Annotated in this window: 26 protein-coding genes; 10 read left to right on the forward strand and 16 right to left on the reverse strand. The window is 60.5% G+C overall.

From position 1 onward, the window contains the following. Window positions 1-70: 70 nt before the first annotated feature. Window positions 71-973 carry an Hsp33 family molecular chaperone HslO gene (gene hslO / locus IHQ43_RS01415; protein WP_085608616.1) on the forward strand — a complete coding sequence of 301 codons (903 nt, stop codon included), beginning with the start codon at window positions 71-73 and terminating at the stop codon, window positions 971-973. Between the two features lie 181 nt (window positions 974-1,154). Further along, a complete protein-coding gene (locus IHQ43_RS01420) occupies window positions 1,155-2,696 on the forward strand; it encodes a phosphoenolpyruvate carboxykinase (protein WP_192563127.1) in 1,542 nt (513 codons plus the stop codon). Window positions 2,697-2,761: 65 nt separating this feature from the next. Here the strand turns inward: IHQ43_RS01420 and nadS are convergent, their stop codons facing one another. The 6 genes from nadS to IHQ43_RS01445 all read right to left on the reverse strand — a co-directional run bounded on the left by nadS (window position 2,762) and on the right by IHQ43_RS01445 (window position 5,839). Beyond that, window positions 2,762-3,049: a NadS family protein gene (nadS, locus tag IHQ43_RS01425; protein WP_192563128.1), complete on the reverse strand. Its 288-nt coding sequence runs from the start codon at window positions 3,047-3,049 to the stop codon at window positions 2,762-2,764. A gap of 2 nt (window positions 3,050-3,051) precedes the next feature. Continuing rightward, complete coding sequence (locus tag IHQ43_RS01430) at window positions 3,052-3,366, reverse strand: type II toxin-antitoxin system RelE/ParE family toxin (protein ID WP_115076186.1); 315 nt, start codon at window positions 3,364-3,366, stop codon at window positions 3,052-3,054. A 111-nt stretch (window positions 3,367-3,477) separates the two neighbouring features. Next, a complete protein-coding gene (locus tag IHQ43_RS01435; protein WP_115076187.1) occupies window positions 3,478-3,777 on the reverse strand; it encodes a hypothetical protein in 300 nt (99 codons plus the stop codon). A 326-nt stretch (window positions 3,778-4,103) separates the two neighbouring features. Beyond that, window positions 4,104-4,280: an antitoxin PaaA2 family protein gene (locus tag IHQ43_RS29720; RefSeq protein WP_341829654.1), complete on the reverse strand. Its 177-nt coding sequence runs from the start codon at window positions 4,278-4,280 to the stop codon at window positions 4,104-4,106. A 47-nt stretch (window positions 4,281-4,327) separates the two neighbouring features. Then, window positions 4,328-5,455 carry a hypothetical protein gene (locus tag IHQ43_RS01440; protein WP_192563129.1) on the reverse strand — a complete coding sequence of 376 codons (1,128 nt, stop codon included), beginning with the start codon at window positions 5,453-5,455 and terminating at the stop codon, window positions 4,328-4,330. Window positions 5,456-5,557: 102 nt separating this feature from the next. Continuing rightward, window positions 5,558-5,839, reverse strand: coding sequence for a hypothetical protein (locus tag IHQ43_RS01445; RefSeq protein ID WP_192563130.1), 282 nt, complete (start codon window positions 5,837-5,839; stop codon window positions 5,558-5,560). A gap of 304 nt (window positions 5,840-6,143) precedes the next feature. Between IHQ43_RS01445 and IHQ43_RS01450 the strand changes: the two genes are divergently transcribed. Next, window positions 6,144-6,647 (forward strand): polysaccharide deacetylase, encoded by a 504-nt coding sequence (locus IHQ43_RS01450; protein ID WP_192563131.1) that lies wholly within the window; start codon window positions 6,144-6,146, stop codon window positions 6,645-6,647. Window positions 6,648-6,664: 17 nt separating this feature from the next. On the opposite strand, the gene IHQ43_RS29660 is transcribed toward IHQ43_RS01450, so the two are convergent. Further along, complete coding sequence (locus IHQ43_RS29660; RefSeq protein ID WP_267895892.1) at window positions 6,665-6,799, reverse strand: hypothetical protein; 135 nt, start codon at window positions 6,797-6,799, stop codon at window positions 6,665-6,667. A gap of 234 nt (window positions 6,800-7,033) precedes the next feature. On the opposite strand from IHQ43_RS29660, the gene IHQ43_RS01455 reads away from it, so the two are divergent. The 3 genes from IHQ43_RS01455 to IHQ43_RS01465 all read left to right on the forward strand — a co-directional run bounded on the left by IHQ43_RS01455 (window position 7,034) and on the right by IHQ43_RS01465 (window position 10,758). Beyond that, the gene (locus IHQ43_RS01455) at window positions 7,034-8,962 is read left to right on the forward strand and encodes a RecQ family ATP-dependent DNA helicase (RefSeq protein WP_192563132.1); all 1,929 of its coding nucleotides are present in this window, start codon (window positions 7,034-7,036) and stop codon (window positions 8,960-8,962) included. Window positions 8,963-9,071: 109 nt separating this feature from the next. Beyond that, window positions 9,072-10,295 carry a 3-hydroxyacyl-CoA dehydrogenase gene (locus IHQ43_RS01460; RefSeq protein WP_192563133.1) on the forward strand — a complete coding sequence of 408 codons (1,224 nt, stop codon included), beginning with the start codon at window positions 9,072-9,074 and terminating at the stop codon, window positions 10,293-10,295. A 31-nt stretch (window positions 10,296-10,326) separates the two neighbouring features. After that, a complete protein-coding gene (locus IHQ43_RS01465) occupies window positions 10,327-10,758 on the forward strand; it encodes an acyl-CoA thioesterase (RefSeq protein ID WP_192563134.1) in 432 nt (143 codons plus the stop codon). A gap of 65 nt (window positions 10,759-10,823) precedes the next feature. Here the strand turns inward: IHQ43_RS01465 and IHQ43_RS01470 are convergent, their stop codons facing one another. The 4 genes from IHQ43_RS01470 to IHQ43_RS01485 form a co-directional block, all read right to left on the reverse strand. Next, window positions 10,824-11,303, reverse strand: a complete 480-nt coding sequence (locus IHQ43_RS01470) for a glycine zipper domain-containing protein (RefSeq protein WP_085698021.1) — start codon at window positions 11,301-11,303, stop codon at window positions 10,824-10,826. Between the two features lie 357 nt (window positions 11,304-11,660). After that, a complete protein-coding gene (locus tag IHQ43_RS01475; protein WP_192563135.1) occupies window positions 11,661-14,009 on the reverse strand; it encodes an FdhF/YdeP family oxidoreductase in 2,349 nt (782 codons plus the stop codon). Beyond that, window positions 14,006-14,845: a formate dehydrogenase accessory sulfurtransferase FdhD gene (gene fdhD, locus IHQ43_RS01480; protein WP_192563136.1), complete on the reverse strand. Its 840-nt coding sequence runs from the start codon at window positions 14,843-14,845 to the stop codon at window positions 14,006-14,008. Before fdhD ends, IHQ43_RS01475 begins: the two co-directional genes overlap by 4 nt. A 92-nt stretch (window positions 14,846-14,937) precedes the next feature. Then, the gene (locus tag IHQ43_RS01485) at window positions 14,938-15,825 is read right to left on the reverse strand and encodes a LysR family transcriptional regulator (protein WP_192563137.1); all 888 of its coding nucleotides are present in this window, start codon (window positions 15,823-15,825) and stop codon (window positions 14,938-14,940) included. Window positions 15,826-15,963: 138 nt separating this feature from the next. On the opposite strand from IHQ43_RS01485, the gene lysM reads away from it, so the two are divergent. Continuing rightward, on the forward strand, window positions 15,964-16,413 hold the full coding sequence (lysM, locus tag IHQ43_RS01490) for a peptidoglycan-binding protein LysM (RefSeq protein WP_007952645.1): 450 nt from the start codon (window positions 15,964-15,966) through the stop codon (window positions 16,411-16,413). Between the two features lie 93 nt (window positions 16,414-16,506). Here the strand turns inward: lysM and yrfG are convergent, their stop codons facing one another. Further along, the gene (yrfG, locus tag IHQ43_RS01495; protein ID WP_007952643.1) at window positions 16,507-17,169 is read right to left on the reverse strand and encodes a GMP/IMP nucleotidase; all 663 of its coding nucleotides are present in this window, start codon (window positions 17,167-17,169) and stop codon (window positions 16,507-16,509) included. A gap of 88 nt (window positions 17,170-17,257) precedes the next feature. Between yrfG and nudE the strand changes: the two genes are divergently transcribed. Both nudE and cysQ read left to right on the forward strand, forming a co-directional pair. Beyond that, window positions 17,258-17,824: an ADP compounds hydrolase NudE gene (gene nudE, locus IHQ43_RS01500; protein WP_192563138.1), complete on the forward strand. Its 567-nt coding sequence runs from the start codon at window positions 17,258-17,260 to the stop codon at window positions 17,822-17,824. 5 nt (window positions 17,825-17,829) lie between these two features. After that, on the forward strand, window positions 17,830-18,663 hold the full coding sequence (cysQ, locus tag IHQ43_RS01505; RefSeq protein WP_192564937.1) for a 3'(2'),5'-bisphosphate nucleotidase CysQ: 834 nt from the start codon (window positions 17,830-17,832) through the stop codon (window positions 18,661-18,663). Window positions 18,664-18,676: 13 nt separating this feature from the next. On the opposite strand, the gene IHQ43_RS01510 is transcribed toward cysQ, so the two are convergent. From IHQ43_RS01510 to rfbC, 4 genes are all read right to left on the reverse strand, one after another. Further along, window positions 18,677-19,132, reverse strand: coding sequence for a YiiD C-terminal domain-containing protein (locus tag IHQ43_RS01510; RefSeq protein ID WP_192563139.1), 456 nt, complete (start codon window positions 19,130-19,132; stop codon window positions 18,677-18,679). Between the two features lie 40 nt (window positions 19,133-19,172). Next, a complete protein-coding gene (locus IHQ43_RS01515; RefSeq protein WP_192563140.1) occupies window positions 19,173-20,561 on the reverse strand; it encodes a sigma-54-dependent transcriptional regulator in 1,389 nt (462 codons plus the stop codon). Then, a complete protein-coding gene (locus tag IHQ43_RS01520) occupies window positions 20,558-22,366 on the reverse strand; it encodes a sensor histidine kinase (protein ID WP_192563141.1) in 1,809 nt (602 codons plus the stop codon). Before IHQ43_RS01520 ends, IHQ43_RS01515 begins: the two co-directional genes overlap by 4 nt. A gap of 106 nt (window positions 22,367-22,472) precedes the next feature. Continuing rightward, the gene (gene rfbC, locus IHQ43_RS01525) at window positions 22,473-23,018 is read right to left on the reverse strand and encodes a dTDP-4-dehydrorhamnose 3,5-epimerase (protein WP_192563142.1); all 546 of its coding nucleotides are present in this window, start codon (window positions 23,016-23,018) and stop codon (window positions 22,473-22,475) included. A gap of 175 nt (window positions 23,019-23,193) precedes the next feature. Between rfbC and IHQ43_RS01530 the strand changes: the two genes are divergently transcribed. Next, a complete protein-coding gene (locus tag IHQ43_RS01530; protein WP_192563143.1) occupies window positions 23,194-26,106 on the forward strand; it encodes an aminotransferase in 2,913 nt (970 codons plus the stop codon). Window positions 26,107-26,278: the final 172 nt, after the last annotated feature.

Raw genomic sequence — 26,278 nt, forward strand, 5'->3', positions numbered from 1 at the left:
AAGGATGCCAGAAGCGCGGGATTTTCATTCTTTGTAACCATTTTGTCATCACATTCAGATACCCAGACCTATGACCGATTTCCTCGATACCGATTACACCCAACGCTTCATCTTCGATGACAGCGACACTCGCGGCGAACTGGTGTCGCTGGAGCGCAGCTACGCCGAAGTGCTCGCCAAGCACCCTTACCCGGAACCGGTTGCGCAATTGCTGGGCGAACTGATGGCGGCCGCCTCGTTGCTGGTGGGCACCCTGAAATTCGATGGCTTGCTGATTCTTCAGGCCCGTTCCGAAGGCCCGATCCCGCTGCTGATGATCGAATGCTCCAGCGAACGCGAGATCCGTGGCCTGGCGCGCTATCACGCCGAGCAGATTCCGGCCGACGCGACGCTCGGCGATCTGATGCCGAACGGTGTCCTTGCCTTGACCGTCGACCCGATCGCCGGCCAGCGTTACCAAGGCATCGTCGACCTCGACGGCGAAACCCTGTCCGACTGCTTCACCAACTATTTCGTCATGTCCCAGCAAGTTGGTACCCGCTTCAAGCTCTGCGCCGATGGCCGTCGCGCCCGTGGTCTTCTGCTGCAGCAGTTGCCGGCCGATCGCCTGAAAGACGAAGAAGAACGCGCCGCCAGCTGGCAGCACATCACCGCGCTGGGCAACACCCTGACCGCTGATGAACTGTTGAGCCTGGACAACGAAACGGTCCTGCATCGCCTTTACCATGAAGAGCAGGTCCGTCTGTTCGATGTGCAGAAACTGCGCTTCCACTGCAGCTGCTCTCGCGAGCGGTCGGGCAATGCACTGGTCAGCCTGGGTCTGGAAGATGCGCAGGCGCTGGTGGCCGAGCAAGGTGGGAAAGTCGAGATCGATTGCCAGTTCTGCAACCAGCGCTACCTGTTCGACGCGGCAGATATCGCTCAATTGTTCGCTGGTGCGGGCGTCGAGACGCCGTCAGATACCCGGCACTAAAACGGTTCAGCGCAGGTAAATTCACTGCTCAACGACGGAATTTCGCCGTTACGACGGGAGGACCCTACTCTTTTTGGGCTTTTCTGGCATAATCCGGCCCACTTTTTTCGCGGTAGTAGTGCACGACTTTCTACTACAAAACGTTTGGAGCACACTCGGCCACTGGCCGACGGGGAACCTCATGACGCAAGCCAATAACGCCGTGTACACCGATCTGAGTGTTGATGATCTGGTAAAAGAAGCCCTGAACCGCGGTGAAGGCGAGCTTGCCGATACCGGCGCTCTGGTTGTTCGCACCGGTCACCGCACCGGCCGTTCGCCAGTCGACCGTTTCATCGTTGAAGAGCCTTCCACCCAGGCTGCCATTGCCTGGGGCCCGATCAACCGCAAGTTCCCGGCCGACAAGTTCGACGCGCTGTGGGCTCGTGTCGAAGCATTCAACAACGCGCAAGAGCATTTCGTTTCCCACGTGCATGTAGGCGCGGCCGAAGATCACTACCTGGCCGTGAAGATGACCACCCAGACTGCCTGGCAGAACCTGTTCGGTCGTTGCCTGTTCATCAACCCGGCCCAGTACAACCCGGCCGGTCGCGAAGAGTGGCAAGTGCTGAACGTGGCCAACTTCGAGTGCGTGCCTGAGCGTGACGGCACCAACTCCGACGGTTGCGTGATCCTCAACTTCGCACAGAAAAAAGTGCTGATCGCCGGCATGCGTTACGCCGGTGAAATGAAGAAAGCCATGTTCTCGGTGCAGAACTTCCTGCTGCCGGCTTCCGACGTACTGCCAATGCACTGCGCTGCCAACATCGGCGAAGAGGGCGACGTGACCCTGTTCTTCGGTCTGTCCGGCACCGGCAAGACCACCCTGTCCGCCGACGAAAGCCGTTACCTGATCGGTGACGACGAACACGGCTGGGGCGAAGGCGTTGTCTTCAACATCGAAGGCGGCTGCTACGCCAAGTGCATCGACTTGTCCGAGAAGAACGAGCCGGTCATCTGGAAAGCCATCAAGCACGGCGCTGTGCTGGAAAACGTCGTGATCGACGACGCCAAGCACGCCGACTACGCCGATGTCAGCCTGACCCAGAACAGCCGCGCAGCCTACCCGCTGGAGCACGTTGCCAAGCGTTCCGAGAAGAACCTGGGCGGCGAGCCAAACGCTGTGATCTTCCTGACCTGCGACCTGACCGGCGTCCTGCCGCCAGTGTCGATCCTGAACAACGAGCAAGCGGCCTACCACTTCCTGTCCGGCTACACCGCACTGGTGGGCTCGACCGAAATGGGTTCGGGCAGCGGCATCAAGTCGACCTTCTCCACCTGCTTCGGCGCACCGTTCTTCCCGCGTCCGGCCGGCGAATACGCTGAACTGCTGATCAAGCGCATCCGCGGCTTCGGCTCCAAGGTCTACCTGGTCAACACCGGCTGGACCGGCGGCGGCTACGGCGTCGGCAAACGCTTCAATATCCCGACCACCCGTGCGGTGATCGCAGCGATCCAGAGCGGCGCGCTGATCGATGCAGCCACCGAGCACCTGGACACCATCAACCTGGACGTGCCACTGGCCGTACCGGGCGTCGAAACCAACCTGCTCAACCCACGCAACACCTGGGCTGACAAGGCTGCGTACGACGAAGCTGCAAAAGCACTGGCCGGTCTGTTCATCGAGAACTTCAAGAAGTTCGAAGTGAGCGACGCGATCAAGGCTGCCGGGCCTAAGTTGTAAGACTTAGTTTTGGTAAATGAAAAAGCCGCCTCTTGAGGGCGGCTTTTTTGTGAGCGTTCATTTTCTCAATGGGCCAATGCATTCAAAACATGAACCGGGTCGTTATGAATGGCCTTGAGCAGAGCTTTTGCCGGCCCGGTTGGCTCGCGACGACCCTGTTCCCAATTTCGTAGAGTGCCGAGTTGGACGTCGATCAGTGCCGCAAATTTGGTCTGGGTCAAACCGGTAGCTTTACGAATTTCTTTGACCTGCAATGCATCAACGTGGAATTCGCGAGAAGGTGTGCGCCCGCCTCGTACGATCTCGTCCATCTCTTGCACACTTTCCATCAGCTCATCAAAAAATTTGCTCATGGTCATCTCCATTTTTCGATCAAGACCTTGAGTGCTTTACGCTCATCGCTGGACAGATCGTGTTGTTCATTTTTAGGGTAGATCATCAATAACCCGATTTGTGACGCCGAAACGAAGTGGTAGTAGATAACCCGTGCTCCGCCTCGCTTGCCGTGTCCTTTCGCTGCGATTCGGGTTTTGCGGATCCCGCCTGTGCCTTCAATTACATCGCCAATCGAAGGACTTACAACCAGTTGCTTCTGAAAAGCGGCATACGTGTCATCGTCCAGCAGCTCTTTTACTCGACGGGTAAAGATCCGAGTCTCAACAAAAATCATCGTAAATGTACGCCATTGGCTTACCTTCCAGCAATGCTGAAGGGATTTGAGTAGATGACTGGTAAGTGATCGTTCTCATGTCGAACATGGGAACGATCTGATCACTCAACCTCAGACTGGAGCTTTCCAGTTGAGCATTCGTTGCTGGGCGACCTGCAACAGGTCAAACCCGTCTTTGGTCAGCAGGTAAAGGGCGTGGGTGATGTGGGGAATGTCTTCAACGTCGGCATGTTTGAAGCAGAGGCAGTAGAGAGTTTGCAGCAGGTCGCTTGAAGCGCGCAGGCGCTGGACGGCGCATTCGAGGATGTCTTGCGGGTTGGCCTCGGTGTCGATGACCAATGGCTTGGTGTCGGTGAGGTTGGTATCAAGTGGGCGGTAGCGATCGTTGGGGAACTGGTTCCATGATTTCATTGGTTAGACTCTCTCAAGTATCCGAAGAACCGCCAACATCATGACCAAACGATAGGAGGCGGACTGTGTTCGGGTTGGTCAACCAGAGAGAGAGAACTCCAGGCACGCCGAAGCGTCCCAAACACAGCCGCCATAAAGCGTGCCGCATGAATCAGTCGGCAAGCATACAAGGGCATGCGAAGTTTCTCTCTCATTTTCAGGTGACCAAACCCGAGTCGCTGATTTGGCAGCGACAGTCACGACTATAGATTTGAGCTAATAAACGGCGATAGCCGATAAGGCATCGCTCCATGTAGGACGTGGACGAAGATTCGATAGGGTCGTTCCTACGGATTCTTGCGTGTTCTCAACAGTTCACGTTTCACTGCCATCAAGCGTCTCGACTCTTCATCGGGGATGCTTGGCCGGGGATCATCGATGCTTTTCTGAACTTGCCGAGTAACCCACTCTTTGTAGGTCTCCTCGTCGCAGTGAGGTTCAATTCCGTCAGTGGATCTATCCATCGTTCAATTCTCCCGTGATTGTGTTGACGTCTGTTACCGGTCCCGCCTCAACGAATCGCCCGATACCCCTCAACATCCAGCACGCTCGTCGTCAGTCCACTCGCCGGGGTGTAGATCGCGCCTTTCACCGTCGAGAACGGAACGCCTTTGCTGCCCAGCGAAACGTAGCGCTCGCCCTGATCCAGCTCGGTGAACCAGGTGTAGGAACACTTTTCCATGGCCTTGTATTTCGCTGCCGCGTTGACGATGGCGGCGGTGTGGTTTCGCAGGTTGGCGTCGGTGAGGTTGAGGTTCTTCTCGAGCACGGTGCCCCAGCGTTTCAGACAGACCTCGGCAAAGTGGCGGACGATGAGGCCGGGTTCGGCCAGCACTTTTGGACCGCTGTTGCCGTCGGCGGAGGCGTTGCCGACCAGGGTGGCGTGACGGCCGGGCATGGGGAATATGCTGGTCCTGGTGCCGGTCGCGGTTTGCGGGATGACGCAACTGAAGCCCTTGGAGCGCTCATCCCGCGCGTAGAAACCCACATACTCTTTTACGTTGGCGTTGAGCTTGACCCGTTGTTCCTGAAAGTTGCCAATGCCCGGCACCGGATCAATGGCAAAGATATTCACCGGAATGTTTTTCAGTGCACTGTCGTTGAACATGGCATTGGCCAGCATGTGACAACTGATACCGCCACGGCTCCAGCCCACCAGATTGACTTTTGTTGGAGTGACACCGTCCTTGCGAAAGGTTTTAATAATTTGCTCCTGTAACTTCTGTTGCGTAACGCTGCGTTCCCCATAGTTATATTTACGCCACATCCAGGAACCTTCGACTTTTACCTCTTCAATCGGGATGCCGGCTGCTTTGAGACGGTTGTATTCCGCTTCGGTCAGTTGCTCGCGCTGCCAGTCACATTTGCCTTTGATGATGTTCATCGCATGTTGGACGTTTTCCTCCCAGCCCTTGCCGAACAAGGTTCCGCTGAGGCCGTAGTCCTTGGATTGGATGAACAGTTCATCGGCTTGCAGGTTGCTGGTACCGGGGCCATCGACGACGATCCACTCGGCGAACTCGCGCCCGGTGTGATGAGAGGCCAGTGTGGAGACCAATTCCCCATTCCAATAGTTAATATGTGCATTATCAAACTTTGTCGAGCCTGTACCGCAGAAGAAAATAGTTAGAGTCGTCATGTTATTGCTCTTGATTGATGTAAGAGCAGGCAGGTTAGTTCCGGTTTTTGTTGGAGTGGAAGCGATGGGTTGTTGCGAGCTTTGTAAGTGTGGCTGGCAGTGTCAGTTATTTATTCGTTGTCTGGCAACTTCCAGTAAGTCACAACCGTCTTGCGTCAACAAATAAAGCGCATTAACGATGTTGGGGATGTCTTTTACGTCGGCCTGTTTGAAACACAAGCAGTAAAGAGTTTCCAGCAGATCGCTGGCGGCGCGCAGGCGTTGGTCGGCGGCATTGAGCAAGTCGCCCGGTTTTGCCTCGGTGTCGATAACCAATACCGGGTTTTCACCGTCGCAAGTCTTGAGAGAACGAAAACGGGTATTCAGCGGTTTGTACATGTTCATGATTGAGGTGTGTCCTTTGCGAAGTTGCTTCGGCGAGCCGACACAGGGTTTTCAGCTGCGCCGGCCACTATAGAAGGGCTCCATCGAATGGGACAAGACAGCCACGATGGACAGATTTCGTAGGGGTTTTTCCGGGGTTAGGGCATTTTCCCTACGCGTTTTTGCGGCTTTTTCACAGCCAAACCCTGAGGGGCGAAATTTCCCACGTGTTTGTCGGGCGAATCCCGGTAAACCTCTGTATGGTGCGCGCCAGAATCCGTAGGGCGTTTCCAGGCGTCCGACACAGACTTAAAGGGAATTAGGTATGCAGTGGCTACGAATGGCCTCGATCGTTTTGCTGTGGGCCAGTGGTTGTCGTCTGGCGTTGGCCTTCGACACGGGTAACGGGTTGGTGCTTGCCAACCTGGAGCGCACCGGTTGGCCCGACGCGCTCGCCACTCAGGCCGACATCGATACGGCTTCCCGCGCTGAGGTGCTGGTTTTCGGCAAGGCGCTGTTGGCGAGCGAAGCCCTGGACGAGCGGGAACTCACACAACGACTGGGCGTGCAGCAAATGCAGCTCAAGTCGATCAGACAAGTACGCGACGGTCTGTGGGATCGCTTGCTCAACACCTACCGCAATGCCAGCACTCACTGCGACGAGCAAGCATTTTGCCCCCGGGTGCGCAGCGTTGCCGACTTGCGTCAACTGGCGGCAGCCTTCACCGGCGATATCAGCCCGGCTCATGCACAATGGGCGAGCAAGAGCCTCGATGTGCATGAACGGGTACTGGATGAGCAATTGCGGGTAGCCGTATTGCGGCCCTGACACAGCGCTTGCGGGGGTTAGGTCGAGGGCGCTTCGGTGACGGTCACGACGCTGGCCAGGATCGGCGGAAAGTCGTCGGGAGAGGGCGTGCAGCCTCCCAGCAGCAGGGAGGCAAAGATCAGGGCGAGGGGCAGTTTCAAGTTGTTCGACATATTCACTCCTTGTTGAAAATCCATGCGCATGGGCCGTCCTGGCTCAAGGCGTGACGGACAATACCCTCGGGTCGATTCACGCGGCGATGAACAAAGTGTTTCATTTGTTTGATCCCTTGACCGAGCCGTCGACGCTGTATCATCCCGTATCGATTTGACCCCCGACCTTTTCTCGACTCGCTGCGATCGCCCGCTAGGCTGTTGGCATCACAGCGGTCAACGGAGTGACAGCGAATGCACAACACCCTGGAACAGGTTTTCGGTTATCCACAGTTTCGACCCGGTCAGGAGGCCGCAATCAGCGCCGTTCTCGCCGGACGCTCGGCAGCCGCGATATTTCCCACCGGCTCCGGCAAGTCCCTTTGTTACCAGGTGCCGGCACTCCTGCTGCCACACCTGACGCTGGTGGTCTCGCCGCTGCTGGCACTGATGCAGGATCAGCTCGAGTTTTTGCGACGGCACGGGATTTCGGCAGGCAGCATCGATTCTGCGCAGAGCCGCGAAGACGCCAACGATGTGATGGCCCGCGCTCGTTCAGGCGAGCTGAAGATCCTGATGATTTCCGTGGAGCGTTTGAAGAACGAGCGCTTTCGCAACTTTTTGCAGCAGGTACCGATCTCGCTGCTGGTGGTGGACGAGGCGCACTGCATCTCAGAGTGGGGCCACAACTTCCGTCCCGATTACCTCAAGCTGCCGGACTACCAGCGCCAGTTCAACATCCCGCAAACCTTGTTGCTGACCGCTACGGCAACGCCGAAAGTCATCGCCGACATGCAGGCGAAATTCGCCATCGCCGAAGAGGATGTGGTGACCACCGGTTTCTATCGGCCGAACCTCAATCTGCTGGTCGAACCAGTGCGTGGGCAGGACAAGCGCCGACGCCTGGTGGAGTGGATGAGCGCGCGCGCGGGCCAGCCGAGCATCGTCTACGTGACCCTGCAGAAAACCGCCGAGCACATCGCCGAACATCTTGAGCGCAATGGCATTCAGGCCGAGGCCTATCATGCCGGTTTGCCCCATGAGCAGCGGGACGCGATCCAGAAGCGCTTCATGGGCGGGCAGTCCAATTGCATTGTTGCCACCATCGCCTTCGGCATGGGCATCGACAAGAGCGACATCCGCAACGTGGTGCATTTCGACCTGCCCAAATCCATCGAAAACTACAGCCAGGAAATCGGCCGCGCCGGGCGTGACGGGCAGCCCTCCGACTGCCTGGTGCTGGCCAATCGCGATAGCCTCAACGTGCTGGAAAACTTCGTGTATGGCGACACGCCGGAGCAAGATGGCATTCGTCACGTGCTCGACGAGTTGCAGGCCGCCGCGCCCGAAGGCCAATGGGAATTTTTGCTTGGGCCGTTGGCGGACCAGAGCAACATTCGTTCGTTGCCTTTGAAGACGTTGCTGGTGCAGTTGGAGCTCCGAGGGCTGATTGCCCCGCGCTACGCCTACTACGCCGAATACCGTTTCAAATACCTGCTGGAGCCCGAGGCGTTGCTCGAGCGTTTCGAAGGTGAACGCAGGGATTTCATCGCCGCGATCATCCAGACCTCAAGCCGCGCACGCACCTGGGCCACGGTGAATTTCGAGGCGATGTACGAACAGTATTCCGCCGAGCGCAACCGGGTGGTCAAGGCGCTGGATTATTTCCAGGAAAAGGGCTGGGTCGAGCTCGAGAGCAAGCAGATGACCGAGGTCTACAACGTCTTGCACGGCGATTTCGACAGCCAGACCCTGAGCGCTGAACTGCATGACTATTTCACCCGCCATGAGCAAACCGAAGTAGCGCGGATTCACGCTATGCTCGAGCTGTTCGCCACCGAGCGATGCCTCGGATATCGGCTGGCCGAATATTTCGGCGATCACAATGCGCCGCAGCAGTGCGGGCATTGCTCGGTGTGCCACGGGCAAGTCGCCCGGCTGCCGGCACCGCCGGAATTGCCGGCGCTTGTGGATAAAAATTTTGCAGCATTGTGTGGCGAGTTTATCCACAGGCATCAGCAGCACTCGGGCAGTGCTCCGTCGGCGGAGCGGTTGACCCGGTTTCTGTGCGGAATCAGCGTGCCGTTGTTTACCAAACTCAAGGCGCGGGCCATTTCCGGGTTTGCGGCGCTGGAGGAGTATCCCTACGCCGATGTTCGAGCCTGGGCTCAGGCGCATCTTTGAGGTCCCAGATTCATCTGCTGAATGTCGATCATCACGGCAATGAACTTCAAAAATGCCCGGTGGCTGACTATGGTGATGGCTGTCTTCGGATCGCCAACAAGAGAACAACATGAGCCAGACATCCTTCACTATTCAGCAGGCCGCCGTGATCGGCGCAGGCACCATGGGCCGCGGCATTGTCATGTGCCTGGCCAACGCCGGCGTGTCAGTACAGTGGGTCGATAACAATCCGCAGATGCTCGAGCAGGCGCTTTCCACCGTGGCCGATACCTACGCGCACAACGTGCGACAGGGGCGCATCGATCAGGCCGAGGCCGATGCGCGGATTGCCCGTATCAGCGCGGCGGCGGACTATGTGGCGATCCGCAACGTCGACCTGGTGATCGAGGCGGTGTACGAGAATCTTGAGCTCAAGCAGAAGATTTTCCGTGAGCTCGATGGGGTGCTCAAGCCCGAGGCGCTGCTGGCGAGCAATACTTCGGCGCTGGACATCGACGCCATTGCGGCCGCGACACGGAGACCGACTCAAGTGCTGGGCCTGCATTTCTTCAGCCCGGCGCACATCATGAAGTTGCTGGAAATAGTCCGTGGCGCGCAGACCTCGCCGGCGGTGCTTGAGGCTGCGCTCGGGCTGGGCAAGCGCATGGGCAAAGTCAGTGTGGTATCGGGCAACTGCCACGGTTTTATCGGCAACCGCATGCTGCATCCGTATGTGCTCGAGGCGCGCAAGATGTTGCTCGAAGGGGCGTATCCTCACCAGGTCGATGCCGCGTTGCAGAGCTTCGGTTTTGCCATGGGGCCGTTTCGCATGTACGACGTGGTCGGCATCGATCTCGAGTGGCGTGCCCGCGAACTGGCTGGCAAAGGGCAGGACGCGCCGCAGGTTCAGGTGGATAACCGCCTGTGCGAGCTGGGTCGCTTCGGTCAGAAGTCCGGCAAGGGTTATTACCATTATGAGCCGGGCAGCCGTCAGGCCGAGCATGATCCCGAGGTCGATGCGCTGGTGTTGAGCGTCAGCGAAGGGTTGGGGTTTCATCGGCGGGATATCGGCTCGGAGGAGATCCTCGAGCGGTGCTTGCTGGCATTGGTCAACGAGGGTGCGAAGATCCTGCAGGAAGGGATTGCCGAGTCGGCGCAGGACATCGATCAGGTCTATCTGAATGGCTACGGCTTCCCGGCGGAGCGGGGCGGGCCGATGGCCTGGGCGGATGATCAGGGGCTGGCCGACATTCACAAGCGATTGCTGGCGCTGGAGACCCGGCAGGGCGATCACTGGCGGCCGGCGCCATTGATCGGCGAGCTGGCGGCGCGAGGCAAGGGTTTTTACCTTTAGACTGAGCCGATCACTCCAGGAATCGACACTGATGTCCAACCCGATGCCGCAACGCAGCGATTTCCCGCACTTCCAGCCGATCACCACGCGCTGGCATGACAACGACGCCTACGGTCACGTCAATAACGTTACCTATTACAGCTTCTTCGACACGGCGGTGAATACCTACCTGATCCAGGTCGGAGGGCTGGATATCCATGACGGCGAGGTGGTGGGGTTTGTGGTGAGTTCGTCCTGCGACTACTTCGCGTCGATTGCTTTCCCGGATCGAATCGAGATCGGCTTGCGGGTCGGCAAACTGGGCAACAGTTCGGTGCAATACGAACTGGCGGTGTTCAAGGCCGGGGAAGATGAGGCCTGTGCCGCCGGGCGCTTCGTGCATGTATTCGTCGACCGGGCATCCAATCAGCCGGTGTCGATTCCGGCCCTGTTGCGCGAAGCGCTGGAACGTTTGACCGTGTGACGGGCAAAAAAAATCGCAGCCCGGGGGAGCTGCGATTCGGGTATACCGGTCGATGAGGCCTGGCCTCAGTCGCGGTAATAGCGGTGGTGCTTGCGATGGCCATAGGCATGACCACGACCTGGGTGACGGTCACGGTAATAGCGACGATCATCGTGGCGACGATCGTAACGACGATCATCGTCATCGCTCTTGTTGCCCATGTAGTTGCCCAGCGCGCCACCCGCGCCACCGCCGGCTGCTGCGCCGATCAGGCTGCCGGTGGTGCCGCCCATGCTGCGGCCGACCACGTTACCGCCGGCTGCGCCCAGCGCACCGCCGATGGCTGCTTCGCCACGGCTGCGCTTGTCGGCGCCGACCGCACTACCACCCGCGCCACCCAGGGCTGCGCCAATGGTTGAACCTGTACTGCCGCCTAACGATTGACCGACGACCGAGCCAAGAACCCCGCCCAATGCGCCGCCCACACCTGCTTCGGTGGTGCCTCCGGCAGAAGCGAAGCCACTGACCAGGCCAAGGGACAACAAGAGAATCGAGGAGAACTTCATAGAGGAGCCTCAAAGGGATGACGGCGCGATCCTGAGGCTCTGGAATGGGCGTGACAATCGAAATCCGACGAATAACACGACTTGTATACAATTCTGCAAGTTACTGATTTTTGGGCGGAACTTAACGGATTTTCGCCGGTCTTTAACTACTTCGGACAGGCCGCTTTGATACAAGGCGGCCTTTTTTGTGGGCGTTTGAAAAGTGTTCGCGCAGGAAAAAATCATTGATTCGGCTGCCGCTTTCGCGAGCAAGCTCGCTCCCACAGTGACGCGTTCTTCCAGAAGAGACCCGTACTCATGTGGGAGCGAGCTTGCTCCGGGCGGCGTTCCGACGAAGGCGCCCGTTCAGGCGTCGTATCAGGCCGATTTGGCCATGATCAGCCCCGTCTCACTCGCCGCTTCCAACCGGATAGCAATGAACTTCGACGTCGGCGTATGGCTGCCATCACCGGTGCTTTCCAGCGGCACCAGCGGGTTCACCTCAGGGTAATAAGCTGCCGCCTGCCCGGCCGGAATATCGAACGCCAGCAGCGTGAAGCCTTTCACCCGACGCTCGCGACCATCATCCCACAGCGACACGATGTCAGCCTTCTGCCCCGGCTTGAAGCCCAGACGAATGATGTCCGCCTCGTTGGCGAACAGCACGTCGCGCTGTCCCTTGACCCCGCGATAACGGTCGTCGAGACCATAGATCGTGGTGTTGTACTGATCGTGGGAACGCATCGATTGCAGGATCAGGTCTGGCAGTTTGCCGGTGGCGCGAGTGCGCTCGTGGATCAGGTCCTTGGGCAGCATGTTCGGCTTGAAGTTGGCCCGGCCGGAAGTGGTGTTCCACTTGCGTGCACCGGCGCTGTTGCCGAGGTAGAAACCGCCCGGATTCTTGACCTTCTCGTTGAAATCCTTGAAGCCCGGAATGGTGTCGGCGATCAGTTCGCGGATGCGTCGGTAGTCGGCCACCAGCCAGTTCCAGTCCACCGGTTTGCTGCCCAGGGTCGCGGCGGCGATGCCGGCGATGATCGACGGCTCCGAGCGCATCTGGTTCGACAGCGGCTGAAGTTGACCGTTGGAGGCGTGCACCATGCTGAACGAGTCTTCCACGGTGACGGCTTGCGGGCCTTCGGTCTGGATATCAATGTCGGTACGACCCAGGCACGGCAGGATGAGTGCGTCCTTACCGTGGGCCAGATGGCTGCGGTTGAGCTTGGTGCTGATCTGCACGGTCAGGTCGCAGTTGCTCAGCGCCTGGAAGGTGCGTGGGCTGTCCGGTGTCGCCTGGGCGAAGTTGCCGCCCAGACCGATAAATACCTTGGCGCGACCTTCGGCCATCGCGTGAATCGCTTCAACCACATTGTGCCCGTTGTGACGTGGCACCTTGAACTGGAAGCGACGCTCCAGGGAATCGAGGAAGGCCACTGGCGGGCGCTCGTTGATCCCCATCGTGCGGTCGCCCTGCACGTTACTGTGGCCGCGCACCGGGCACAGACCTGCGCCAGGCTTGCCGATATTGCCGCGCAGCAGCATCAGGTTGGCGATTTCCTGGATGGTCGGTACCGAATGACGATGCTGGGTGATGCCCATCGCCCAGCACATGATCACGTTCTTGCCTTTGGCGTACATGCGCGCCGCTTGTTCGATTTCTACCAGGGTCAGGCCGGACTGCGCGACGATCTGCTCCCACGGCGTGTCATCGACAACGCCGAGGTACTCCAGCACGTTGATGCTGTGTTCATTGAGGAAATCGTGATCGAACACTGCCGGTGCGCCAGCCTTTTGCGCATCGCGCTCCCATTGCAGCAGGAACTTGGCCATACCCCGCAGTACCGCCATGTCGCCGCCCAGCGCCGGGCGGAAATAGGCGGTGTTGGTCGGTTTGTCACCGTTGGTGAGCATTTCGATCGGGTGCTGCGGATGCTGGAAGCGTTCCAGCCCACGTTCTTTCAGCGGGTTGACGCACACCACCTGAGCACCACGTTTCACCGCTTCACGCAGCGGCTCGAGCATGCGCGGGTGGTTGGTGCCGGGATTCTGGCCCCAGACAAAAATCGCATCGGCATGCTCGAAGTCGTCAAAGGTCACGGTGCCTTTGCCGACGCCGACACTCTGCGCCAATGCCACGCCGCTCGCCTCGTGACACATGTTCGAGCAGTCGGGAAAGTTGTTGGTGCCGAAGGCGCGCACGAACAGTTGATACAGGTACGCCGCTTCGTTGCTGGCGCGGCCCGAGGTGTAGAACTCGGCCTGATCCGGGCTCGACAGCGCTTGCAGGTGTTTGCCGATCAGCGCGTAGGCATCGTCCCAACTGATGGGCTTGTAGCGATCGGTTTCGGCGTCATACACCAGCGGCTCGGTCAGACGGCCCTGATATTCGAGCCAGTAGTCGCTCTGCTCCAGCAACGAGGTGACGCTGTGCTTGGCGAAGAATTTGCCATCGACGCGGCGCTTGGTCGCTTCCCAGTTCACCGCTTTGGCGCCGTTCTCGCAGAACTTGACCATCCCGCTTTCCGGCGAATCGCCCCAGGCGCAGCCCGGGCAGTCGAAACCGCCGTTCTGGTTGGTCTTGAGCATCATGCGCAGGTTTTTCAGCGCGTTGTCGCTGGTCAGCCAGGCCTGGGCCACGCTGATCAGTGCGCCCCAGCCACCGGCTGCACCCTTGTAAGGCTTGTAGCGCGGGACGGGTTTCTGGTCGGCTTGATGATGTTGGCTCACAGGTGTTTCTCCATTTCTGGGCTATACACCCGCGGCGCATTCTTCTGCGGCAGGTGGATGAGATTGAGGTTGTGGCGCCGGGCCCATTGCACGGCGAGGCCGGTGGGCGCGGACAGGCTGACCAGGGTCTGAATCCCGGCTCGCAAAACTTTCTGGATCAATTCGAGACTGCAACGGCTGGTGACAATCGCCAGCCCGCCGGCTGTGGATATCTTTTGCCGGATGAGGCCGCCGATCAGCTTGTCGAGGGCGTTGTGCCGGCCGATGTCTTCGCGGCCCAGCAGCAGTTCACCACTGGCGTTCATGAACACCGCCGCATGCACCGCGCCGCAGTGCTGGCCCAGCGGCTGGAACGCACCGATGCGCTGGCGCAGACCGTCGAGCCATTCGATGGGCGGCAAGGGTGCGCCGGGCAAGACCTTGAGATCAGGCAACGCCTGCTCCACCGCCTCCACACCGCACAACCCGCAACCACTGGTACCGGCCAGTTGCCGACGCTGCTGTTTAAGGTTCCAGAAGGCGCGATTGGCGATGGTCACTTGCGCGTATTGCGCCGAGCCCGAACCGCTCAGTTGCAGGTCGTAGATGTCCGAGGCGTCTTCGATGATGCCGCTGCCGAGGCTGAAGCCGACGATGAAGTCTTCAAGGTCGGTCGGCGTTACCAGCATCACGGCCTGACTGATGCCGTTGTAGGCAATCGCCAACGCGACTTCTTCGGCCAGCGCAGTGCTGGCCGACTCCGCGAGGGGAAGGTCGCTGTAGCTGTAGGTCTGACTGGCGGCAGGCGCGGGCGTTTCGAGAGCAGGCGCCGCGCAGGCCGGGCGCTTGGCGTTCATGGCATCACCGACGGATTGATCAACGTTAAGACTAGGCGCGGCAAGATGTCGCGTCTAATCGCTAGTGTCGATCCTTCGATAGATGCGGTCGATCAAGCGTCCGTTGGTGATTTTTGATAGAGCGCGAAACAGGCCTCGGCCAGCGCCGAGCGGGGTGCCCCGCGACGCATGATCAGGCCCAGTCGGGCGAGGGTCTGGGCGTTTTCGATGGGTTGCAGGCGCAGGTTATCCGTGAGGTTTTCCAGGCCACCATCGAGTGGCATCACCGCGCAGCACAGGCCGCCGTGCACAGCCTGCAACAATTGGTGAACGGCGTCGGTTTGCAGCAACGGTTGCGGCGTAAGGCCACGGCTGTGGAAGTTATGGTCGATGGACTGGCGAAAGTGCATGCCGCTGGTGAGCATGCCAAGAGGCAGTTCGATCAGCGACTCCCAGCTCAGGGGCGCTTCGCCAAAACTGAAGAACCGCTGGTCGTAGAGCAGGCCCATCCGGGTTTCACTGAAGGCCAGGGATTCAAAACGCTCGCCGTCGAGGCGATCAAGGTAAGACACGCCAATGTCGATGCGGTTGTTCGCCAGTTGTTCCAGAACCTGTTCGGAGCTCAGCGATGACAGTTCGAAACGCAAGTTCGGATGCTGTGCGTGCAGGCGCTGCATCAAAGGCAGCGCATCGAAACTCGACAACGGCACCACGCCCAGCCGCAGGGTGCCGATCAGATTGCCGCGACAGGCCGCCGCTTCCGCCTGCAAGCCGTCGTAGGCCGCCAACACCGTACGCGCCCAGGCCAGCACCCGTTCGCCCGGCGCGGTGAACCCTTCAAAGCGCTGGCCACGGTTGACCAGCGGCAGGTCGAGTTCTTCCTCGAGGCTGCGCAGGCGCATCGACAGGGTCGGCTGGGTAATGTGGCAGCGGGCGGCGGCCTGGCCGAAATGGCGGGTTTCGTCGAGGGCGATGAGGAATTTCAGCTGCTTGATGTCCATCTTCGCTCCGGGGCGCTGACAAGGGTGGGCGATTCTACCGCTTGCGCGGGGGCAGGGTCATTGGTCGGGCCGGAACCGGGTTTGTCCGGGGTGGTCTAGGCTTTGTCGACTGACCCTTTATTCCATGGAGTGAACGCAATGAGCCTTTTCAGCTTTCTGAAAGAAGCAGGTGAAAAAATCCTCGACGCACTGACGCCGGACAAGGCTGAAGCTAACGGCGAGGCGTTGACCAAACACGTGCAGGACGCGCTGACCGGCATCGACACTTCGAAGATCCAGGTCAAGGTTGAAGGCGAGAAGGTCATCGCCACCGGCGAGGCGGCCACCCAGGAGGAAAAAGAAAAAATCCTGCTGGCGCTGGGCAACGTGGCTGGTGTCAGCGGCGTGGACGATCAGATCACCGTCACCGGCGGCGTTGCCGCTGCTGCAAAATTTGTCACGGTCGAGAAGGGCGATACGCTGAGCGCGATTTCCAAGCGTGTGTACGGCGACGCCAACAAGTACAACAAGATTTTCGAGGCCAACAAGCCTCAGCTCAAGCATCCGGACAAGATCTATCCGGGGCAGGTGCTGCGCATTCCCGAGTAACCGCAAATACCGCTATCGCGAGCAGGCTCGCTCCCACATTGGAATGCATTTCAGTTGTGGGAGCGAGCCTGCTTGCGATGGGGACGATGCGGTCTACAGGCCCGCAATCAAATCCCGATAATCCTCGACCGCTGCAAACTCCCCGGTATCCTTCGGTCCTTTGCGGCTGTCCGGCTCCTTCACGGCCAACAGATGCGCCACGCCGAAATTCCGCGCACTGCGCAGGATCGGCAAGGTGTCGTCGATGAACAGGCTGCGTGCCGGGTCAAAGCCGATGTCAGCCTGCAACGCATCCCAGAATTGCGGGTTCTCCTTGGGAAAACCGTAATCGTGCGAGCTGATCAGCCGCTCGAAGTACGGCGCCAGTTCGATTCGTTCGAGTTTCAGCGACAGTGAATCACGGTGCGCGTTGGTGATCATTACCACGCGTTTGCCGGCGCGTTTGATGGCCTCCAGAAAGGTATCGGCGTCCGGGCGCAGAGCGATCAGGTGGGCGGTTTCCAGTTTCAGTTCGCGAACTGACAGCTTAAGTTCCGCGCTCCAGAAGTCCAGGCAGTACCACTGCAACTGACCGGCATGGCGTTCGAACAACGGCTGCAATTCCATTTCCGCCATGGCCCGGCTCACGCCATGCAGTTCGGCGTAGCGTTGCGGCAAGTGTTCCAGCCAGAAGTGGTTGTCGAAGTGCAGATCCAGCAACGTGCCGTCCATGTCCAGCAGAACGGTATCGATGTCGGACCAGGGTAGTGAAGGCATGGCAACGTCTCGAGCGGTAGAAGGATATCCGACGCAAACAATCGGAAAAGCCGCGTTATAGTAGCGCGTTCACGCCAAGGAGCTTTGCATGCGCCAGAAACCCACCGTACTTGCCCGCGAGATCGTCGCCACCAGCCGGCTGTTCTGCGTCGAAGAGCTGAAGCTGCGTTTCTCCAACGGCGTGGAACGCACCTACGAGCGACTGGTCGGCAAGGGCGCCGGCTACGGCGCGGTCATGATCGTGGCAATGCTCGATACCGAGCACGCGGTGCTGGTAGAGGAGTATTGCGGCGGCACCGACGAATATGAACTGTCGCTGCCCAAAGGCCTGATCGAACCCGGCGAAGATGTCCTGGCTGCCGCCGAACGCGAGCTCAAGGAAGAGGCCGGTTACGGCGCGCGACAACTGGAGCATCTGACCGAGTTGTCGTTGTCCCCCGGTTACATGAGCCAGAAAATCCAGGTGGTGCTGGCTACCGACCTGTACGAAGAACGTCTCGAAGGCGACGAACCCGAGCCGATGCGCGTGGACAAGATCAACCTGCGAGAGCTGTCGACGCTGGCGCAGAATCCGAATTTCAGTGAGGGGCGCGCCCTGGCGGCGCTGTACCTGACCCGCGACCTGTTGACCCAGCGCGGATTTTTTCAGTCATGAGTGAGATATCGATGAATTTTCCCCATCCGTTGATGGCGCCGGTGGTTGAGTTGGCCCTGCGGGCCGGTGAGGCGATTCTGCCGTTCTGGCGTGCCGATGTGGCGGTCACCGCCAAGTCCGATGATTCGCCAGTGACGGCGGCGGACATGGCCGCTCACCATGTGATCGTGGCCGGTCTGACGGCGCTGGATCCGAGCATTCCGGTGCTGTCCGAAGAAGACGCCAATATCCCGCAAAGCGTACGTGCAGGCTGGCAGCGCTGGTGGCTGGTGGATCCGCTGGACGGCACCAAGGAGTTCATCAGCGGCAGCGAAGAATTCACCGTCAACATCGCACTGATCGAGAACGGCCGGGTAGTGTTCGGTGTGGTGTCGATGCCAACCAACGGTCGCTTCTACGTCGGCGGAGCCGGGCTTGGTGCCTGGCGCGGCGATACGGGCGGTACGCCGCTGGCGATTCAGGTGCGTGATGTGCCCGGTCCTGGCGAACCCTTCACCGTGGTCGCCAGCCGCCGTCATTCGAGCCCCGAGCAGGAACGCCTGCTGGCCGGTTTGAGCGCCAGCCTGGGCGAGTTGCAACTGGCCAATATCGGCAGTTCGCTGAAGTTCTGTCTGGTGGCCGAAGGTGCAGCGGATTGTTACCCGCGACTGGCTCCGACTTCGCAGTGGGACACGGCAGCCGCGCAGGGTGTTCTGGAAGGGGCGGGCGGCGAAGTGCTGGACCTGAGTGGCGATGCATTCTGTTATCCACCACGGGAATCGTTGTTGAACGGTTTCTTCCTGGCATTGCCGGCGAAAGCCGCGTGGCGGGCGAAGCTGCTCGAACTCGCCCGTTCGTAAACGCGTTCTGTCTTCAGCGGTGCAGGACGTACTGCCCGCTGAACGTCACTGCATCCTCCTCGCTCCCGGCATTGACCACCCGCGTATGCAGAGTCAGCCGCGCCCGTCCGTAGCGCTGATACATCGCCAGAAACTTCTTCCACACCGCAGCGCTCGGTGACGGGCAGATCGCAATGGCATCGCCGGTGACCGGCAGTGGATAACTGATCTGCCCTACCTGGATCACGATGTGCCCGTCCTCGATGCCTTCCTCTTTCAAACGCAAATGCAGCCAGCCCCAACCCGCCAGCACAGCGCCGCAATACAGACTGCCACCGAACATGGTGCTCTTGTGATTGACGTTGGCGTCCAGCGGCAATTGCAGGCGCAATTGCTGTTCCTGCCAGTCGAGCACTTTGAGGCCCATGTCCCGGGTCAGCGGGATGTCGTGGTGAAGAACGGATTCCAGATAACGACTGTCGTGCTTCATGCCCGGGCCTCTTGGAGCAGAAAAGTGAATTGAACGTGCTTCATTCGGATTCGTCGGAATGGCCGCCGCTGCCAGCGAAATTCAGCCCATGCTTGCGCAGTTTGTCGTGCAGGGTCTTGCGCGGAATGCCCAAGGCTTCGGCGAGACTGCGTACGGAACCGTGAGAGCGGGCCAGTTCGGCGGCAATCAGGGATTTCTCGAAGTTTTCCACTTGCTCGCTGAGCCCTCCCGCCGTGATTTCGACGGTGGTGCCGGAGCTGCCATCGGGCTGCGTGTTGTCCAGTGCCAGTTCCAGGCCGAGGGCAAAGCGCTCCGCCGCGTTCTGCAACTCCCGCACATTGCCCGGCCATGAGTGACGCAGCAGCAAGGCCCGTTGCGCCGGTTGCAGTTCGTGCGGTGGCAGACCATGGCGAGCGCTGGCTTCGTCGGCGTAATGCTGGAACAGCATCAACGCGTCTTCGCCCCGTTCACGCAACGGCGGAATGCGCAGCGGCGCCACGTTGAGGCGGTAATACAGATCGGCACGGAAACGTCCCTGATCGGCGGCCTGGCGCAGGTCTTCCTTGGTGGCCGCGATGACGCGGATGTCCAAAGGTATCAACTGATTGCCGCCCAGGCGTTCAACCACCCGCTCCTGCAACATGCGCAGCAGCTTGACTTGCACGTCCATGCTCATGCTTTCGATTTCGTCGAGGAACAGCGTGCCGCCATTGGCGAATTCGAACTTGCCGATCCGACGCTTTTGCGCGCCGGTGAAGGCGCCGGGCTCATGGCCGAACAATTCGCTTTCGACCACCGACTCGGCCAGCGCTCCGGCGTTGATTGCCACGAACGGGCCGTTACGCCGACTCGAAAGATCATGCAGAGCACGGGCGACGACTTCCTTGCCGGCACCGGTTTCGCCGAGGATCAGCACGTCGGCCTTGGTCGCCGCCAGCGCGCCGATCTGTTCGCGCAGGCGCGACATCGGCGCGGACTGACCGACCAGCCGCGCGCTTAGCTCGTTGCGATCACTCAGGGCCATGCGCAGGCTGCGGTTGTCCAGCACCAGGCGGCGCAGGGCCAGGGCGCGGCGCACGCTGTCGAGCAGGGCGTCGCTGGCAAAGGGTTTTTCCAGAAAGTCATAGGCACCGGCGCGCATGGCCTGCACGGCCAGTGGCACGTCGCCGTGGCCGGTGATCAGCAGCACCGGCAGCTCCGGGTCTTGAGCATGCAGTTCGCCCAACAGTTCCAGGCCATCCATGCCGGGCATGCGGATGTCGCTGACCACGACGCCCGGCCAGTCGCGCTCCAGTTGTGCGGCCAGGCCCTTGGCTTCGGACAGCGGAAGAATTTTCAGGCCGGCCAGATCCAGAGTCTGGCCGAGGGCCTGACGCAGGTGCGGATCGTCGTCGATCAGCACCACCTGAATGCGGTTGTCGATGGTCATGCGCTTCGATCCTCGGACGGTTGCAGGCTGACCCCGGGCGCGCCGGCGCGCAGCCGCAGGGTGATCAAGGCGCCACCTTGCTTGTGGTTGGCGAACGACAGTTCACCACCGAAGGCGCGCATCAGGGTTTCGCAGATGGCCAACCCCAGACCGAGGCCCTGGGTGCGGGTCTTGGTCGTGTAAAACGGTTCGCTGGCGCGGCCCAGGGCTTCCATGCAGAAACCCGGGCCATTGTCGCGAATGTACAGATTGACGCCTTCGTCAGTGGATTCGGCACTCAGCCACAGTTTGCGCGGCGGGCCTTTTTCCGTGAGGGCATCGAGGGCGTTGGCCAGCAGGTTGCCCAGCACCTGGCGCAGGCGGGTTTCCCCGGCCTCGACCCACAAGGTGGCGGCCGGCAGATCGCGGATCAATTCAACGTCCATGCTGCGGCGCCGTTTGGCCAGCAGCGCCAATGCGTCGTCCAGCGCCGGTTGCAGGGCAACGCTTTCCGGGGCGTGGCGGTCGCGACGGGCAAAGGCGCGCAGGTGGGCGATGATCGACGCCATGCGTCCGGTCAGTTCGCTGATCAGTTTGAGGTTGCCGCGGGCATCTTCGGTGCGCTCATGGTCGAGCAGCACTTCGGCGTTTTCGGCGTAGCTGCGGATCGCCGCCAGCGGCTGGTTGAGTTCGTGGCTGATGCTCGCCGACATCGTCCCCAGCGCCGACAGTTTGCCGGCCTGCACCAGATCGTCCTGGGCCCGCACCAGCTCCTGCTGGGCCTGCTCGCGCTCGAGCACTTCCTGTTTCAGTCGGCGGTTGAGGCCTTCGAGATCACTGGTGCGCTCGGCGACCCGGCCCTCAAGCTCCCGCCGGGCCTTGGCTTCGAAAGCGATCCGTTCCAGGTAATGACGACGACGCTGCATCATCAGGCCCAGCAACAGCATCACCACCAGCAAGGTGGCGCCGCCGATCGCCACGACCGTGCGCACCGGTCGGTCGATCAACGTACGCGGGGCAAGGATGCTGACGCTCCAGCCGGTTTCCGCGATGTCCTGGGTCTGCGGTAGCCACGCGGTCGGACTCAGGTTCAACGGGCGAGGCTCTCGGGTCGGGTAGGGCTGGATGGCGGTGATCGCCGCGCGCTCGGCATCACTCAGGGTGCGGGTCGCGCGAAAACGCCATTCCGGGCGCGAGGTCAGGATGACCACGCCGTTGTGGTCGGTCACCAGCAGTTGTTCCGGGGTTTTGCCCCACAGGCTTTCGGTGTGGTCGAGGTCTACCTTGATCACCAGCACGCCGATGATTTTTTCGCCGCTGCGCACCGCGGCGGCGAAGAAGTAGCCGCGCTTGGCGGAAGTGGTGCCCAGACCGAAGAAGCGCCCGAGGCGGCCGGCCATGGCCTCGCTGAAGTACGGCCGGAAAGAGAAATTGCGGCCGACGAAACTGTCATGTTTGTCCCAGTTCGACGCCGCCAGCGTCTGGCCGTTGGTGTCCATCAGGTACATGACTTCGGCTCCGGTCTGCGCGGAGATGTTCTTCAACAGGCGGTTGGCATTGCCCTGGGTCACGCCGTCGTCCGGCGCCCCGAGTACTGCGCGCAACGCAGGCAGGTCGCCGAGAATTTGCGGCAGCACTTCGTAGCGATGCAGTGTGCCCAGCAGGTTGGCGACGTAGAGGTCGAGGGTCTGGCGGTTCTGGCCGGCCAGTTCGCTGCGGTAATAGCGCTCGGCCAGATGTTCCAGCGGCCACAGCAGCGGTGCCAGGCACAGGGCCAGCAGGGCGAGGCTGCGCCAGCGAGGGCGACGGGGAAGGGTCGGAGTCATGAGCATCGGGCGCCTGTGGGTACAGGCGCATTATGCCTAGGCTTGCAGGCGCAGTCTGCGCACCCGTGGCCGGGTGGGCAGCGGCGCTGAAGATTCACATAGAACTTCAGGAAAAGACGTCGGCATCCTTGAGGAAGGCAGCCACCTGATCCTTGGCTGACAGTTTCGGCGCTTCGTCCAGCTGCCAGTCGATGCCCAGATCCGGGTCGTCCCAGCGAATGCTGCGTTCGGCGGACGGGGTGTAGTAATCGGTGGTCTTGTAGAGGAATTCCGCGAATTCGCTCAGCACCACGAAACCGTGTGCGAAACCTTCCGGGACCCACAATTGGCGATGGTTGTCGGCGGAAAGACGCACGGCGACCCACTTGCCGAAATGCGGCGAGCTGCGACGGATGTCGACTGCCACGTCGAGCACTTCACCGGCAGTTACCCGGACCAGTTTGCCCTGAGTATTTTCCAACTGGTAATGCAGCCCGCGCAGAACACCTTTCTGCGAGCGCGAATGGTTGTCCTGGACGAATTGCGTGTCCAGGCCTGTAGCGTCCTTGAAGGCCTTCGCATTGAAACTTTCGTAAAAAAAGCCACGCTCGTCACCAAACACCTTGGGTTCGATGATCAAGACACCAGGCAGGTCGGTGGTGATTACATTCATGGGGATTTTCCAGTGGAAGGTGTGAATGGGCGACATTCTTGCGCAAAGTGCCGGTGGGCGCGAGGGGCCGGGAGCATTTCGTCCGAAGTTACATACTTTTCCTACGGAGCAGGGGTTGCGGATCGCCTGCAGCGGTGGCGATATAGGCGCCTAATAAAATTTCAGGGGTCGTTCCATGTCGTTCGCCACGTTGATCCATCGCGCCAGTTTGCCCAGCCCTCAGGTTTCGATGGAGCAGGCCCGGCATCTGCTGGCGCAGCATTACGGCTTGAACGGCACGTTGCAGGCCCTGGGCAGCCAGCAGGATCTCAATTACCGGGTCGACAGCGAGCGTGGGCGCTTCGTATTGAAGATCTGCCGGGGCGACTATTCGCTGGTTGAACTGCAGGCCCAGCATGCGGGCCTGAAATACCTGGCCGAGCGGGGCGCGGTGAAGGTGCCTCGGGTGATCGCGGCCAATAACGGCGCTGATCTGCTGACCCTCGACGTTGGTGGAGAGTCGGTGCATGTGCGGCTGCTCGATTACATCGAGGGCCAGCCACTGACGGCCCTTGATCATCTTGGCCACGAAGTCGTCGCCGGCTTCGGCCGGCTCTGCGGCGAAATGGATCTGGCCCTGGCCGGGTTCGACCATCCGGGACTCGAACGCACGCTGCAATGGGACGCGCGCCACGCCAGCGCACTGATCGAGCACCTGCTGCCGGTCATCGAAGACGAACGCCAGCGCACGCTGATCGCCGAGGCTGCCGAACAGGCCAGGCTTCGTTTGCAGCCGCTGCTGGAAAAGCTGCCGGTGCAGGCGATCCACATGGACATCACCGATGACAACGTGGTCTGGCAGCGCGATGCCCGGCGGCACTGGCAGTTGCAGGGCGTCATCGATTTCGGCGATCTGGTGCGCACCTGGCGCATCACCGATCTGTCGGTCACCTGCGCCGCGCTGCTGCATCACGCCGCCGGCGATCCGTTTGTGATCCTGCCGGCGGTGCAGGCCTATCACGCGGTCAATCCGCTGCAAAACGAAGAGCTGCTGGCGCTGTGGCCGCTGATCGTGGCGCGGGCGGCAGTGCTGGTGCTCAGTGGCGAGCAACAGGTCAGCATCGATCCGGGCAATACCTACAGCCGCGACAACCTCACCCATGAATGGGAAATCTTCCGGGTCGCCACTTCGGTGCCGCCGGCATTGATGGAGGCGGCGATTCTCACGGCGGTCGGCCAGATATTCCCGGCGATCGACAGTGAAGGCTTTGCGCCGTTGCTGCCGGGTCTGGTCGGGCGCGAATTCGCGTTGATCGATCTGGGGGTGCTGAGCGCGCACTTCGAGGCGGGCAATTGGGAGCAGCCCGGGATTGATCAGCGTCTGTTGAATGAAGCCGCCGCCATCCACGGTCTGGCGGCCAGTCGGTATGGGCAATACCGGTTGTCGCGCACCCGGCCTGACAGCGCCGATGAGCCAGAGACGTTCCCGTTGCACGTTGAATTGCATGTAGCCCAAGGCTCGGCGGTGGAAGCGCCGTTTGCCGGCGTGCTGCACCTGTCGGCCGATGGCGCGCTGCGACTCGACGGCCCGCAACTGAGCCTGCGTCTGTGGGGTGTGAAACCTTCGTTGCACAGCGGCGCAGCACTGGTCAAAGGTCAGGTGCTGGGTTCGGTGGAGGGTCCGTTGATCGTGCAATTGATTCGCGGCGCACAGCTTGAAGCACCGCTGTTCTGCACGCCGACCCGCGCGGCGGCATGGCAAGCGCTGTCCCCGTCGCCCGCAGCGCTGCTGGGCCTGGCCTGCGACGCTGAGCCCGAGCTGGACGCCGCAACCCTGCTGGCGCGCCGAGACGCCAGTTTCGCCCGCACCCAGAAACACTATTACGTTGACCCGCCACGAATCGAGCGCGGCTGGCGCAATCACCTGATCGACATGCAGGGCCGCTCCTATCTCGACATGCTCAACAACGTCGCGGTACTCGGGCACGGTCATCCGCGCATGGCGGCGGTGGCGAGCCGGCAGTGGTCGCTGCTTAACACCAACTCGCGGTTCAACTATGCGGCCGTTGCCGAGTTTTCCGAACGCTTGCTGAAGCTGGCGCCGGAGGGCATGGATCGGGTGTTTCTGGTCAACAGCGGCAGCGAGGCCAATGACCTGGCGATTCGTCTGGCGTGGGCCGCCAGCGGTGGGCGCGACATGATCAGCGTGCTGGAGGCCTATCACGGCTGGACGGTGGGCGCGGACGCGGTCTCGACCTCGATTGCCGATAACCCGAAAGCCCTGAGCAGTCGTCCGGACTGGGTGCATGCGGTGACCGCGCCGAACACCTATCGCGGCGAGTTTCGCGGCCCGGATTCGGCGCCGGATTACGTGCGCAGCGTCGAACAGCATCTGGCGCAGATCAATGAGCAGAAAAGGCAATTGGCGGGGTTCATCTGCGAGCCGGTCTACGGCAATGCGGGCGGGATTTCGCTGCCGCCGGGTTACCTGAAAAAAGTCTACGAAATGGTGCGCGCCCGGGGCGGCGTGTGTATCGCCGATGAGGTGCAGGTCGGTTACGGGCGCATGGGCCATTTCTTCTGGGGTTTCGAAGAGCAAGGCGTGGTGCCGGACATCATCACCATGGCCAAAGGCATGGGCAACGGCCAGCCGTTGGGCGCCGTGATCACCCGCCGGGAAATCGCCGAGGCGCTGGAAGCCGAAGGCTATTTCTTCTCGTCCGCCGGCGGCAGTCCGGTGAGCTGCCAGATCGGCATGGCGGTGCTCGATGTGATGGAAGAAGAAAAACTCTGGGAAAACGCCCAGGTGGTCGGCGCCCACTTCAAGGCCCGGCTGGAAGCGCTGATCGATCAATATCCGTTGGTCGGCGCGGTGCACGGTTCCGGGTTCTATCTGGGGGTCGAGCTGATCCGCAATCGGCAGACCCTGGAACCGGCGACCGAGGAAACCACGCTGTTGTGTGATCGCCTGCGGGAGCTGGGGATTTTCATGCAGCCGACCGGTGATTACCTGAACGTCCTGAAGATCAAACCGCCGATGGTCACCTCGCGTCAGAGCGTGGATTTCTTTGTCGACATGTTGGCGAAGGTGCTGGAAGAAGGGCTTTGAGGCCATCCGCGACCTTCAAATGCCGATTTGTATCGGCATTTGAAGGGGTTAATTCAGATTGTTTTTTCTTTATGGCTTCTAAAGCCGATATTTATCGTTTATAAAGTCGCCATAGTCCGTCGTCCAACCCTGTACGGCGTGTTGAAAACCCTCGACGGTTCCCTGGAGTCTG

The sequence above is a fragment of the Pseudomonas gozinkensis genome, from assembly GCF_014863585.1.
GTDB lineage: Bacteria > Pseudomonadota > Gammaproteobacteria > Pseudomonadales > Pseudomonadaceae > Aquipseudomonas > Aquipseudomonas gozinkensis.

Coding starts and splice junctions, on each gene's coding strand:
- hslO (WP_085608616.1), top strand. CDS start 71: ATGACCGATTTCCTCGATACCGATTACACCCAACGCTTCATCTTCGAT.
- IHQ43_RS01420 (WP_192563127.1), top strand. CDS start 1,155: ATGACGCAAGCCAATAACGCCGTGTACACCGATCTGAGTGTTGATGAT.
- nadS (WP_192563128.1), bottom strand. CDS start 3,049: ATGAGCAAATTTTTTGATGAGCTGATGGAAAGTGTGCAAGAGATGGAC.
- IHQ43_RS01430 (WP_115076186.1), bottom strand. CDS start 3,366: ATGATTTTTGTTGAGACTCGGATCTTTACCCGTCGAGTAAAAGAGCTG.
- IHQ43_RS01435 (WP_115076187.1), bottom strand. CDS start 3,777: ATGAAATCATGGAACCAGTTCCCCAACGATCGCTACCGCCCACTTGAT.
- IHQ43_RS29720 (WP_341829654.1), bottom strand. CDS start 4,280: ATGGATAGATCCACTGACGGAATTGAACCTCACTGCGACGAGGAGACC.
- IHQ43_RS01440 (WP_192563129.1), bottom strand. CDS start 5,455: ATGACGACTCTAACTATTTTCTTCTGCGGTACAGGCTCGACAAAGTTT.
- IHQ43_RS01445 (WP_192563130.1), bottom strand. CDS start 5,839: ATGAACATGTACAAACCGCTGAATACCCGTTTTCGTTCTCTCAAGACT.
- IHQ43_RS01450 (WP_192563131.1), top strand. CDS start 6,144: ATGCAGTGGCTACGAATGGCCTCGATCGTTTTGCTGTGGGCCAGTGGT.
- IHQ43_RS29660 (WP_267895892.1), bottom strand. CDS start 6,799: ATGTCGAACAACTTGAAACTGCCCCTCGCCCTGATCTTTGCCTCCCTG.
- IHQ43_RS01455 (WP_192563132.1), top strand. CDS start 7,034: ATGCACAACACCCTGGAACAGGTTTTCGGTTATCCACAGTTTCGACCC.
- IHQ43_RS01460 (WP_192563133.1), top strand. CDS start 9,072: ATGAGCCAGACATCCTTCACTATTCAGCAGGCCGCCGTGATCGGCGCA.
- IHQ43_RS01465 (WP_192563134.1), top strand. CDS start 10,327: ATGTCCAACCCGATGCCGCAACGCAGCGATTTCCCGCACTTCCAGCCG.
- IHQ43_RS01470 (WP_085698021.1), bottom strand. CDS start 11,303: ATGAAGTTCTCCTCGATTCTCTTGTTGTCCCTTGGCCTGGTCAGTGGC.
- fdhD (WP_192563136.1), bottom strand. CDS start 14,845: ATGAACGCCAAGCGCCCGGCCTGCGCGGCGCCTGCTCTCGAAACGCCC.
- IHQ43_RS01485 (WP_192563137.1), bottom strand. CDS start 15,825: ATGGACATCAAGCAGCTGAAATTCCTCATCGCCCTCGACGAAACCCGC.
- lysM (WP_007952645.1), top strand. CDS start 15,964: ATGAGCCTTTTCAGCTTTCTGAAAGAAGCAGGTGAAAAAATCCTCGAC.
- yrfG (WP_007952643.1), bottom strand. CDS start 17,169: ATGCCTTCACTACCCTGGTCCGACATCGATACCGTTCTGCTGGACATG.
- nudE (WP_192563138.1), top strand. CDS start 17,258: ATGCGCCAGAAACCCACCGTACTTGCCCGCGAGATCGTCGCCACCAGC.
- IHQ43_RS01510 (WP_192563139.1), bottom strand. CDS start 19,132: ATGAAGCACGACAGTCGTTATCTGGAATCCGTTCTTCACCACGACATC.
- IHQ43_RS01515 (WP_192563140.1), bottom strand. CDS start 20,561: ATGACCATCGACAACCGCATTCAGGTGGTGCTGATCGACGACGATCCG.
- IHQ43_RS01520 (WP_192563141.1), bottom strand. CDS start 22,366: ATGACTCCGACCCTTCCCCGTCGCCCTCGCTGGCGCAGCCTCGCCCTG.
- rfbC (WP_192563142.1), bottom strand. CDS start 23,018: ATGAATGTAATCACCACCGACCTGCCTGGTGTCTTGATCATCGAACCC.
- IHQ43_RS01530 (WP_192563143.1), top strand. CDS start 23,194: ATGTCGTTCGCCACGTTGATCCATCGCGCCAGTTTGCCCAGCCCTCAG.